At 56.1% G+C, this 11,130-nt stretch carries 11 protein-coding genes; 9 read left to right on the forward strand and 2 right to left on the reverse strand.

Annotated features, from left to right (window positions below; all coding sequences use genetic code 11):
• Window positions 1–160: 160 nt before the first annotated feature.
• Window positions 161–331 carry a hypothetical protein gene (locus CSQ89_RS23055; protein ID WP_233202934.1) on the reverse strand — a complete coding sequence of 57 codons (171 nt, stop codon included), beginning with the start codon at window positions 329–331 and terminating at the stop codon, window positions 161–163.
• On the reverse strand, window positions 294–2,657 hold the full coding sequence (locus CSQ89_RS01980; protein ID WP_233202935.1) for an esterase-like activity of phytase family protein: 2,364 nt from the start codon (window positions 2,655–2,657) through the stop codon (window positions 294–296). Before CSQ89_RS01980 ends, CSQ89_RS23055 begins: the two co-directional genes overlap by 38 nt.
• Window positions 2,658–2,828: 171 nt before the next feature.
• On the opposite strand from CSQ89_RS01980, the gene CSQ89_RS01985 reads away from it, so the two are divergent.
• The 9 genes from CSQ89_RS01985 to tnpB form a co-directional block, all read left to right on the forward strand.
• Complete coding sequence (locus CSQ89_RS01985; protein ID WP_199065147.1) at window positions 2,829–4,070, forward strand: benzoate/H(+) symporter BenE family transporter; 1,242 nt, start codon at window positions 2,829–2,831, stop codon at window positions 4,068–4,070.
• 38 nt (window positions 4,071–4,108) lie between these two features.
• Window positions 4,109–5,188, forward strand: a complete 1,080-nt coding sequence (locus tag CSQ89_RS01990) for an aminopeptidase (protein ID WP_099404519.1) — start codon at window positions 4,109–4,111, stop codon at window positions 5,186–5,188.
• A gap of 269 nt (window positions 5,189–5,457) precedes the next feature.
• A complete protein-coding gene (nrdR, locus tag CSQ89_RS01995; protein ID WP_099404520.1) occupies window positions 5,458–5,910 on the forward strand; it encodes a transcriptional regulator NrdR in 453 nt (150 codons plus the stop codon).
• The gene (locus tag CSQ89_RS02000) at window positions 5,907–6,971 is read left to right on the forward strand and encodes a DUF2157 domain-containing protein (RefSeq protein ID WP_099404521.1); all 1,065 of its coding nucleotides are present in this window, start codon (window positions 5,907–5,909) and stop codon (window positions 6,969–6,971) included. Before nrdR ends, CSQ89_RS02000 begins: the two co-directional genes overlap by 4 nt.
• Window positions 6,968–8,092: a bifunctional diaminohydroxyphosphoribosylaminopyrimidine deaminase/5-amino-6-(5-phosphoribosylamino)uracil reductase RibD gene (ribD, locus tag CSQ89_RS02005; RefSeq protein ID WP_099404522.1), complete on the forward strand. Its 1,125-nt coding sequence runs from the start codon at window positions 6,968–6,970 to the stop codon at window positions 8,090–8,092. The genes CSQ89_RS02000 and ribD overlap by 4 nt, the downstream gene beginning before the upstream one ends.
• A gap of 8 nt (window positions 8,093–8,100) precedes the next feature.
• Window positions 8,101–8,871 (forward strand): class I SAM-dependent methyltransferase, encoded by a 771-nt coding sequence (locus CSQ89_RS02010; protein WP_099404523.1) that lies wholly within the window; start codon window positions 8,101–8,103, stop codon window positions 8,869–8,871.
• Between the two features lie 42 nt (window positions 8,872–8,913).
• Entirely contained in the window at window positions 8,914–9,558 is a 645-nt protein-coding gene (locus tag CSQ89_RS02015; protein ID WP_099404524.1) for a riboflavin synthase, read from the forward strand.
• 30 nt (window positions 9,559–9,588) lie between these two features.
• Complete coding sequence (gene ribBA, locus CSQ89_RS02020) at window positions 9,589–10,677, forward strand: bifunctional 3,4-dihydroxy-2-butanone-4-phosphate synthase/GTP cyclohydrolase II (protein WP_099404525.1); 1,089 nt, start codon at window positions 9,589–9,591, stop codon at window positions 10,675–10,677.
• Between the two features lie 232 nt (window positions 10,678–10,909).
• Window positions 10,910–11,130 (forward strand): IS66 family insertion sequence element accessory protein TnpB (gene tnpB, locus CSQ89_RS02025; protein WP_143747044.1); only part of this gene is annotated, 221 nt, incomplete at its 3' end.

Here is an 11,130-nt window from a genome sequence, read left to right on the forward strand (position 1 = left end):
TGTTTTGAATTAAAGCCTTATTTGTGCAATGAATAATTTATTACACCAAAGTTTGGCTTTTGTTTCATCATTTATGGCCTGGGTTTTTATTGGCATACTTTAACTAAATAAAATGGCGGGACTTTGGTCCCGCCATTTTATTTACGTTTATTACCTGAAACTATTGGCTCATGGATAATGCCTTGGGTAGTTTGATCAAGACAAACTCATTATCGTCTGGTTGTTTGCTTCCCATGTGTCGACCAACACTGAATGGGTAGTTGTTGTCATCGATAGTTCCCAGCGTGGTGTCGTCAATCACCACAACGTTCTCGATTGTATTGAAGGGCATGGAAAAGGGTATCGCCCAAACCGATATCACCGTTTAATGGTGAGGTGATCCGGTACGGGTCTTTCATACTTAGCAGGTCGACCAGTTCCGTTTTGGTCACGTATTCACCTTGCTTGCCCAGCTTAATCTGGAACAGTTTTTTAAAGCCTTTTAAGTCCCCCTGGGAATTATCGCGTTCAATCACAATGCCCTCATTGGCGTTGTAGAGTTGGAAGTCGCCGATGTTGGAGGCTTTCTCCTCCACTTTGTATTTGAACTGCTTGCCGGTATAGCTGCGGCTGGCGATATCAAATTCGCTGATGAGCAGGGTTTTGCCATCGTGGTCGGTCAGCGGTTGCTCCAGCATTGGATAGAGTTTATTGCCATCGCTTGAAAGTGCCATGCCTTCGAATCCACCCGACTGCTTGGCGCGAAACGGCATTGACGTGGCGGTGCTGCGGTAAGGCCAGTAAAGGCCCGACATCCATGGGGTGTTCCTGCCACCTTCATCTTGCATATTGGTGCCATCGTCGCTGGCAGGATTGGGGTAGATGGGGAAGTCGCCAAACAGGTAGACGGTGCGGATGGCTGGGAATTTCTCCTGTACGCCTAGTAGCGTGCGGAAGTCAAAGCTCTGTATGTCGGCACGTGCTTGCATGCCATTGGCGACAATCAGTCCCGCCAAGGTGTCGGCCATGGGGGTTACGCCCACTGTGCGTTCGCGGTAGACATTGCCATGATTGTCGGTGTCGGAACGCGGGTTCAGTTTGGTCTCGATATTGAAGCGGACAATTTTGGCATTGGCGATGCGCTTGCCGGCATCTGGATGGGCTGCACCGGCCCCGGTGCTGTAATAGGTGATATAGGCGCTGACCAAATCGAACATGTCCTGGGCCTTGGGCATGACATAAGGGCTGATATACCCTTTGGCGGCTGCGACTTGCACCGATACGGGTGAAAGGGCTGGGTCATTCAGCTGCTCGGGGCCCCTGAAGACCTTGTCACAGATAAAGGTGGCCTGAATTTGCGCAACGGTCAGGTTTTTGATTAACGCTTCGTCGGCAAAGGTGTAGGGGGCATTGTCTGCCCGGCGGCATTTCTGGGCTTCGATGTAAGGGTCGTGCTTGATCACCGCGATGCCGTCCTTACTGATGCCGGCATCGGTTTCCAGCGTGGTCATCAGGTTATCCAGTGCTACTTCGTAGGCGGGCAGGGTGTTTTCCGGGCGTAGATTACGGCTGCCTCGATGGCCTTGGGCATCGAATTTACTGGCATCAATACGGCCGTCGGGCAGCAGGAAGTCGCCCGGTACGCCATCATTGTTGGCGTCAAATTCCTGTACCGCCTGTAGCAGTAGGTCGGACCGGTCGGAGATGATGCCTGTGACACCCGCCTTCATCAGTTCCAGCATGCGGGCCTTCTCGTTTACCGTCCACGTTATCACTGGATAGCCTGCCGATTTGAGTGATGCGACATCGAAGACTTCGCTGGTGGCCGGCATAAGGCCAGGTTGTGGATTTGTCCCGCGGGCATAGTGGGCATCGGCGCTGGATTTCACCCCGTTTACGTCATATTTGAGTTGCACGTTGTACGGGGAAAATACGGGCGCACGCGTAGCGCCGAAGCGCTGCGCATGTGCGCGAACGGCGTTCATGATGCGTAGGGCGCTGGATTCTTCGTTGTAGGGATTCTGTGGGGACCGAATAAATTTACCTGGATTTTCGCTGTCGGGTAGGGGAATGGGAGCTTCGAGCAGTACACCGTTTTTGTCGGTATGCAGCAGGAAAGGCCCGAATTCATCGCCAAACCAGAGCGTACCGTCGCGAGTGCGTTGCATCGATTCGATGTCGAAGTCAGCGCCCGTCAGCAAACGATCGGTGCTGAATTGATTGGTGATTGTGAAGGGGATGAGGTTATTGGGGTCTTGCAAGGAAATGAAGCTTTCGACTTTGATGCCGCCCGCGCCCCCCGTCTGGCGCTTGAAGTCGGGACGAATGGTATAGACGCGCAGATAGAAATCGGCCGAGTTCTCTATCGTGCCGTAACCATTGTCGGTCATGGCCAGGAAGGTGCCGTCGTCATTGCGAAGCGTCGCCGAGAAGCCCTGTACCGGCTGTTTGTCAAACGGCAGGGTCTGGCCGTTGGTGTTGCCCCCGAGATAGTGACCCGAGCTAGGGCCGTCGGCAAAGGTGGCGGCTGGCAGAATGGCCCGGCCCACAATGGTAGGTGAGGCATGGGCAGCCGGTGTTGGCGGACTGGCATCGTTGCTGCTGCAAGCGCTGAGGAGCCCTATGCTGATTGCCAGGGCGGTGAGGCGGCTGAATTGATAGGTATGTGAGGACTGCATGCCAAGTTCCTGAAATGAGTCATAAGTGGCGCAGATGATAGGGCCGGGCTATGAAGCCTTATTGACGTTCAGGTTACTATGGGGTGATTAACAACAGTATTCGCGCTTCTGCGTTGTTTATTCAAGACAGTTCCTTTGGGTTGAGTCGTTGCGCTCTGTTCTGCTGGCGTTATGGCATCTGTATCGGTTCTTTCCCCGGCTGCGCGCGTTATTGTCCGGGCCATACCTACTTTTTTTCTGGCCATGCTCAAGTTCATCCCTTTGCCAGCCTTGGCGGCTGGTTTCATCACCGTGTTGGTTGGCTATACCAGTTCCGCAGCTATCATCTTCCAGGCAGCCCAGGCGGCAGGCGCCAACCAAGCGCAAATCGCCTCCTGGTTGATGATTTTGGGCTTCGCGATGGGTATTACCTGTATCGGCCTTTCGCTGCGTTACCGCATTCCTGTGGCAACGGCTTGGTCTACACCCGGTGCGGCCCTGTTGGTGACTAGTCTGGCGGGATACAACATGGCTGAGGCTATTGGTGCGTTTGTTTTTTCCGCAGCATTGATTACCCTGTGCGGCATAACTGGCTGGTTTGAACGCGCTATGAAGTACGTACCGCTCTCGTTGGCTGCTGCCATGTTGGCCGGGGTGCTACTGAAGTTCGGCATGGCGGCATTTGGGGCGATGCAAAGTCAGTTTTGGGTAGTAATGCCGATGTTCCTGGCCTATTTGCTGTTCAAGCGTCTCTTGCCGCGCTATGCCGTCATGGTGGTCTTACTGGTGGGATGCGTCTTGGCGGGGGCGTTGGGGCTAGTCAAGTTTGAGGCGCTCAGCCTGGCGGTTGCTACACCGGTCTGGACCACGCCGGCATTCAATTGGCGCGCATTGGTGGGGGTGGGGTTGCCACTATTTATTGTCACCATGGCCTCCCAGAATATCCCTGGGGTGGCGGTATTACGGTCTTGCGGTTACCAGCCGCCGGTATCAGCTCTGATCAGTTGGACGGGGGGCGTCAATCTCATACTGGCGCCCTTTGGTTGTTTTGCGTTAAATCTGGCGGCCATTACCGCGGCGATCTGCGCGGGGCCCGAGTCACATCCCGACCCCGCCCAGCGTTATCGGGCTGCAATTGCGGCTGGTGGGTTCTATTTGCTGTTAGGGTTGCTGGGAGGCTCGGTGGGGGCGTTGTTTGCCGCTTTTCCGCAGGAGCTGGTGCTGGCCATTGCCGGCATTGCGCTCTTTGGTGCGTTGGGAAGTGGTCTGGCGCTGGCCATGCGAGAGGATAATCAACGCGAGGCGGCATTGATTACTTTTCTGGTGACTGCGTCAGGGCTATCGCTGGGCGGTATTGGTTCGGCTTTCTGGGGGCTGCTGGCAGGTGGGGTGGCGCTGGCTGTCTTCAATTGGCGGGTTGGGCGTACGCGATGATGGGAGGGAAAGCTGTGCTGGTTGAAAGGAGCAAGGCCATGTGGCGCTGGGCGCTGTGGTTGATACTGCCGGCGATGTTGTCCGGTTGCGCCAGCATGGCGTATGTGGGCCAGGCCGCCAATGGGCAGGCTGAGGTGCTGAACAAGGCGCGCCCGATTGATGAATTGTTGGCCGACCCCGCCACGCCGCCAGAATTGCGCGCCAAGCTGGCTTTCGCGACGCGCGTACGTGCCTTTGCAGTGCATGAGTTGAACTTGCCCAACAACGCCAGTTATACCCGGTACACCGACTTGGGCCGGCCTTATGCCTTGTGGAATATCGTGAGTACTTTGCCCTTGTCGCTGACGCCGGTGGAAAGCTGTTTCCCTATTGCGGGCTGTCTAGCCTACCGCGGTTATTACAGCCAAGCGGCTGCACATGACTATGCTCAGCAACGCAGGGTTTTGGGAGAGGATGTTTACGAGTATGGTGTTCCAGCGTATTCAACCCTGGGCTGGTTTGAAGACCCCTTGCTCAATTCCACGGTGCGTTACGATGATGCGACGCTGGTGCGGTTGATATTCCATGAACTGGCGCACCAAGTGGTGTATGTCCGTGATGACAGCGCGTTCAACGAAGCCTTTGCAACAGCAGTGGAACTGGAAGGATTTGAACGATGGGTGGCAGCGGAAGGGCAGGGGGATGCCGCGGTTCGGTACCGCCAGGCGGAAGCGCGTGGCACTGCGTTTCGTGGGTTGATTCTGTCGGCACGCATTGTACTGGAGGGCATTTATTCCGGTGCGTTAGCAGATGCGGACAAGTTGGCCGCCAAAGAGGCTGTGATGGCTAAATTGGCGGAAGACTATGCGGCGCTCAAGGAGGCTCATGGCGGTTATATTGGCTACGATAGTTGGTTCCAACCCGTGCCAAATAATGCGCATCTGGTATCGGTGGCGACTTATCACGACAAGGTGCCGGCATTTCGGGCATTGTTCGCACAGTCAGGCAGCTTTCCCGCCTTCTATGCGGCGGCCAAGGCGCTAAGTCAAAAAAAGAGGGCCGCTCGCGACGAAGCGCTGGCGGCCCTTGGAGTGTCTGTTTTTTCAGGGGAGAAACAACAGGGTTTTGATCGGGAATGATCAGGTGTTGGCCCAACAACCAATCCTGTGAGATGAGTTGTTTATGACAACGGGTTAATTCTGCTTGTCATCAATGTGGCGCACTATGGGTGCTTCCCCTATTTGTGTTTGAGGCTATTTCAATATATGCAAATGACATTAAATGGTGTGCCGCGGTCCGTGACTTGTGTTCCGCAGCGCGCAACCAGGGTGGAAAATATGTGTCAAAGCCAGATCTGGCGCGCTTGTGAAGGTAGAATGCACACAGTTAAAGCCGCTGGAGTTGCCCGATGAAATGCCCATTTTGCGGCGCCTTCGATAGTCAAGTTGTCGATACCCGTGTTTCGGAAGAGGGTGACAGTATTCGCCGCCGCCGCAAATGCAGTGGCTGTGATAAACGCTTTACAACGTTTGAGATGGCGGAAGTCCGCTCGCCACAGGTGGTCAAAGCCAATGGGAACCGGGCTGATTACGATCGCGAAAAAGTCCGTATCAGTTTTCAGCGGGCGTTGCACAAGCGTCCGGTACCCACCACGCTGGTGGATGAAGCGATTGCCCGCATTGATCAAAAAGTACTCGCCATGGGCGAGCGCGAGATCGAATCGCGCCGTATTGGCGAGATGGTGATGGCGGAGCTGGCCAAGCTCGATAAAGTGGCTTACATCCGTTTTGCCTCTGTATATAAGAGCTTTCAAGATGTCGATGACTTTCGCGATGCCATTCTGGAGGTAAGTAAGAAATGAAACTGCACCGCGCTGATCTGACCCGGGCGGAGGAAGTTGGTCTGCTGCAGACCGGCCAGGCTGAAGCACTCTGGGCTTTTCTGGCGATGCAACCGCAGACCGGGGCCCAGTTCCGCTTTGCGCATATTCTCTATTATCTGGGGGGAATGATCGCCATTGCGGCGATGAGTCTTTTCATGACCGTGGGCTACCAGACCTGGGGCCCAGGTTCGTTGACGGTATTTGCGGTGTCCTATGGCTTTGTGGCGTGGCGGCTCGGGGTATGGTTTTTTGACGCTAAGCATCTGCCTATTCCCGCCGGTATTCTCTTTACCCTGACCATTGTGCTGGTGCCGCTCGCCGTGTATGGCATCCTGGCAGCATTGGGCCACTGGGACGGGGGAGGGCGCTATAGTGATTATCACTATTACATTGATTGGCGCTGGCTGCTCCTGGAACTGGCGACATTGGCAGCGGCCGCCGTCATGCTGTGGCGCTATCGATTGCCCTTTATGATCATGCCGGTCGCAGTAACACTCTGGTATATGAGCATGGATGTCGCTGCGTGGATTGCTTTTGGTGTGGGTGCGGATGATATCGGCAGCTATTACGGAGAACTGTGGCACTTGCGCCAGTTTGTGTCCCTGGGTTTTGGCCTGATCATGCTGGGGCTGGCGCTGCGTATTGACTTGGCAACTAGGCATGATGGGCGCGATTTTGCTTTCTGGCTTTATCTTTTTGGCCTCCTGGCGTTCTGGGGTGCGCTCAGCAGCATGGATTCGGGCAGCCAGTGGGGCAAGTTCATTTATTGCGTGCTCAACCTGGGTTTAATTTTTATTGGTGCGGTGCTGGCGCGGCGAGTGTTTGCTGTCTTTGGCGGCCTTGGCGTAGCCGGCTATCTGGGTTATCTGGCGTGGGATGTCTTCAAAGACAGCCTGCCGTTCGCCTTTGCCTTGAGCCTGATTGGCTTGGCCGTCGTCTTTGCCGGGGTATGGTGGAACAAGCATGGGGAAGGGTTGGGGAAGCTCTGGCGGCGACAACTTTCGCCACAACTGGCTGAGTTGATCGAAAGCCGGACATGAGTTTCAGCGTGGATGACCACCAATACATGGCTCTGGCCCTGCGGCTGGCGGAAAGAGGGCGTTGCATCAGCACCCCGAATCCCGCTGTGGGTGCGGTGCTGGTGCGCGATGGCCGCATCATCGGCCAAGGTTTCACCCAGCAGGCAGGCGGCCCGCACGCCGAAGTGATGGCCCTGCGGGATGCTGCGGCAGCGGGTGAGTCAACCGTGGGTGCCACAGCCTACGTTACCCTGGAACCCTGTGCGCACTTTGGGCGCACGCCACCCTGCGCCCAAGGGTTGATTGATGCCGGCTTAAGCCGTGTGGTGGTCGCTTTGCAAGACCCTAACCCGCTTGTGGCGGGGAAAGGGATGGCAATGCTGCGCGAAGCGGGTGTTGATGTGGCGCTGGGGTTGCTAGCCCTAGAAGCAAGTGAGTCGCTCAAAGGGTTTCTGAGCCGCATAGAACGCGGCCGGCCCTGGTTGCGGCTGAAGATTGCTGCCAGTCTGGATGGCAAGACGGCTCTGGCGAATGGCGAAAGCCAATGGATTACTGGCCCGGCAGCGCGTATGGATGTGCAACGCTTACGGGCGCGATCCTGCGCCATGTTGACTGGCAGCGGCACGGTGTTGAAGGATGACCCCTTGTTGACGGTACGTGAAGTCGATGGGCAGCCCTGGCAGGGGCGCCAGCCATTGCGCGTGGTATTGGATAGCCGGGCACAGTTGTCGCCGCAAGCCAAGCTGTTGCATGCGCCGGGTCATACTTTGGTGATTACCGCTAATGCCCCCGCTGCGCACATCGCCGCATTGCAGGCAGCAGGTGCCGAGGTGCTGGCGCTGCCGGATGCAAATGCGAGAGTGGATTTGTCTGCTACCTTGGTTGCGCTGGCTGCGCGCGGCATCAATGAGGTGACGGTGGAGGCCGGCGCGCGCCTTAACGGGGCGTGGCTGCAAAGTGGGCTGGTGGATGAAATCATCTTTTATCAAGCGCCGGTGTTGTTGGGTAGCGCAGCAGCCGGCTTGGCGGATTTTTCCCTCGACAGGCTAGCCGATAAGTTGGCCCCTTCCGTAACCGATATCCGCCATCTTGGCGCAGATTTACGTTACACCTTACGTTTCAAGTCTTCGATCAAATCGTGAGTCTTCCTATGCCTGATCAGGTCACGCCGTTCAAAGATCATTTCTCTCAGCAGTCTTCAGCCTATGCACAGTACCGCCCCAGCTATCCGGCTGCGCTGTTCGATTGGCTGGCAGGGGTGGCGCCGTCCCTTCAGCTGGTTTGGGACGCGGCTACCGGTAATGGCCAGGCGGCAGTTGCGCTGGCAGAATATTTTGAGCGTGTGATTGCCACCGAACCCTCGCAAGGTCAACTTGCAAACGCTGAGCCACGGCCCAATATCGAATACCGCATCGAGCCGGCAGAGGTATCGAGCCTGCCTGATGCCAGTGTGGATTTGATAACTGTGGCGCAAGCGTTGCATTGGTTCGACCTGCCACGCTTTATGCAAGAGGCTGACCGGGTGCTCAAGCCCGGTGGTGTGTTGGCGGTATGGTGTTATGAAGTCTTTAGCTGCGACCCGAAGGTGGATGCGATTATTTCTGAGTTCTACCACGGCACCATTGGGCCCTATTGGCCACCTGAGCGGCGTTGGATTGAGCAAGGTTACGCAGGTCTGGTCTTTCCTCATCCGCATCTTGAGACACCCACATTGCAGATGGCGTTGAGTTGGGATTTGGCTGCCTTGGTCGGATATCTGGGTACCTGGTCAGCGACCCAGCGCTATAAAGAAGACACCAGCCATGATCCATTGCCTGCGTTGGCCGAGCAACTCACCGCTGTATGGGGTGACGTAGCCCAGCCCAAGCAGGTGAGCTGGCCACTGAAGTTGCAAGCCTGCCGCAAGCCGGCAGATCGTTGAGCCCGATAACTGATCTTGCCAAGCGCAAGTGAAAGGAAGCGCATGTTTACCGGCATTATTGAAACCACCGGAAAAATCGCCACGGTGCAACCGCTGGAGGGCGAAGGCCTCCGGGTGATGATCGTGAGCGAGCACCTGGATATGAACGATGTGAAGATTGGTGACAGCATTGCCGTCAACGGTGCTTGTATGACGGTGGTTGCCAAGACCGCACACAGCTTCAAATACGATATTTCTGCAGAATCATTGCGCTGTACCGTAGGGTTGGAAGACCCGGGCCGCGAGATGAATCTGGAGAAAGCATTACGATTTGGTGACCGGCTTGATGGGCACCTTGTCTCGGGCCACGTCGATGGCACCGGCGAAGTCATGAAGTTTGTCGAGGTTGGCGAGAGTTGGCAGTTAGTGGTGCAAGCGCCCAAGACGCTGTCCCGCTATATCGCCATCAAGGGCTCCATCGTCATCAATGGTGTGTCGCTGACTACCAATAACGTGAAGGACATGCCAGATCGCTGCATTCTGTCGGTGAATTTGATTCCCCATACTGTCGAAGTCACCAACCTCAAGCATTTGAAGGTGGGTGAAAGGGTGAATCTGGAAGTTGACCTGATCGCACGTTACCTGGAACGCATGCTGCCAGAGACCGAGCCCTTCGAAGCCCTCAAGAAGCGTATGGGCAAAGTTTGACTTGCCCTTATCTGGAATTTTGAATCAACCATGCAAATTTCATCGATTCCCGACCTGATTGCGGAACTCGCAGCGGGCCGCATGATTGTCCTGATGGATGACGAAGACCGTGAGAACGAAGGCGACTTGGTCATGGCTGCCGAGCATGCCACGCCGGAAGCCATCAACTTCATGGCCAAGCATGCCCGGGGCCTGATCTGCCTGACCTTGACTGAGCAACGTTGCCGGCAATTGAACCTACCATTGATGGTGAGCCGCAATGGCGCATCCCACGGTACCAACTTCACATTGAGTATTGAGGCGGCGACAGGGGTGAGCACTGGCATATCGGCGGCAGACCGGGCGCGTACCGTTTTGGCGGCGGTGGCCCCACAGGCCAAGCCGACCGATATTGTCCAGCCCGGCCATATTTTCCCGCTGATGGCGCGCGAAGGTGGCGTGTTGGCCCGGGCGGGCCACACTGAAGCAGGCTGTGATTTGGCGAATATGGCGGGCTGCTTGCCGGCCTCGGTGATTTGCGAAGTGATGAACGACGACGGCACGATGGCGCGTTTGCCTGAACTGCTGCCTTTTGCTGAACAGCACAATCTGAAGATCGGCACCATTGCCGACCTGATCCAGTACCGCAGCCGGACCGAGTCATTGGTCGAACGCATGGGCGAGCGTGCCATCACGACGCCGGCTGGCGTATTTCAGATGGTCATATTCCGCGAACAAGGCAACGCTGCTACGCATCTGGCGCTGGTGAAAGGGAGCTTTGGTCCGCAGGATGAAGTATTGGTCCGCGTTCATGAGCCGCTCAGTGTCATGGACTGGATGGATGCAGGCCAGACCCGCCATAGCTGGGGTATCTACCAGAGTTTGGCCGCTATCAACGAGGCGGGGCGTGGTGTTGTGGTGCTGTTGCACCGAAATGAAGGCGGTGAGGAGTTGCTGGCGAAGGCCTTGCCGGAATTGAATCTGAATACCCCGCAGAAATGGGATTTGCGTACCTATGGTGTTGGCGCGCAAATGCTCAAGTCTTTGGGTGTGGGCAAGATGAAGTTACTGTCGCCTACCCGCAAGATGCCCAGCATGGCAGGTTTCGGTCTGGAGGTTGCTGGCTTTATCGAAGGCTGACCGGCTCTACCGCAGACGGTAGAAGGTGTTTAGTCGTGCTGTCCCGCACATATTTTCTGCGGCACCCATCAAACCGATGCGGAAACGGCGCTTTTTGCCCCAGCTGGGTCTTTCAAGTAGCGCTGAAGTTTTTAAAGGCGTCTGATTGTTTGTAAATACCCGGAGGCCAGCATCTATCGCCGTCGCTGGACAGTGACCAAGCTGATTGACTCCTTATTATCGGAGTTCAGTCATGCTTGCAGTCCCCCAGCGCGCTTTCGTTGCCAACCAGCCCGTCGACATGCGCCGGTCTATCGATGGGCTGGCGCTACTGGTTGAAGCGGTGATCGACCGCTCACCGCTGTCGGGCGAGATGTTTGTGTTTTTCAATAAATCGCGCGACAAGGTCAAGCTACTGTGGTTTGACCGCCATGGTTTCTGGATGGCATACAAGCGACTGGAGCGCGGTCGGTT

Origin of the sequence: Chitinimonas sp. BJB300, assembly GCF_002735695.1 — a bacterium.
GTDB lineage: Bacteria > Pseudomonadota > Gammaproteobacteria > Burkholderiales > Chitinimonadaceae > Chitinimonas.

Excerpts from the sequence above, each read along its gene's own strand:
- CSQ89_RS01980 (WP_233202935.1), bottom strand. The coding sequence starts at position 2,657 with ATGCAGTCCTCACATACCTATCAATTCAGCCGCCTCACCGCCCTGGCA.
- CSQ89_RS01990 (WP_099404519.1), top strand. The coding sequence starts at position 4,109 with ATGTGGCGCTGGGCGCTGTGGTTGATACTGCCGGCGATGTTGTCCGGT.
- CSQ89_RS02015 (WP_099404524.1), top strand. The coding sequence starts at position 8,914 with ATGTTTACCGGCATTATTGAAACCACCGGAAAAATCGCCACGGTGCAA.
- CSQ89_RS02010 (WP_099404523.1), top strand. The coding sequence starts at position 8,101 with ATGCCTGATCAGGTCACGCCGTTCAAAGATCATTTCTCTCAGCAGTCT.
- ribBA (WP_099404525.1), top strand. The coding sequence starts at position 9,589 with ATGCAAATTTCATCGATTCCCGACCTGATTGCGGAACTCGCAGCGGGC.
- CSQ89_RS23055 (WP_233202934.1), bottom strand. The coding sequence starts at position 331 with ATGCCCTTCAATACAATCGAGAACGTTGTGGTGATTGACGACACCACG.
- CSQ89_RS01985 (WP_199065147.1), top strand. The coding sequence starts at position 2,829 with ATGGCATCTGTATCGGTTCTTTCCCCGGCTGCGCGCGTTATTGTCCGG.
- CSQ89_RS02000 (WP_099404521.1), top strand. The coding sequence starts at position 5,907 with ATGAAACTGCACCGCGCTGATCTGACCCGGGCGGAGGAAGTTGGTCTG.
- ribD (WP_099404522.1), top strand. The coding sequence starts at position 6,968 with ATGAGTTTCAGCGTGGATGACCACCAATACATGGCTCTGGCCCTGCGG.
- nrdR (WP_099404520.1), top strand. The coding sequence starts at position 5,458 with ATGAAATGCCCATTTTGCGGCGCCTTCGATAGTCAAGTTGTCGATACC.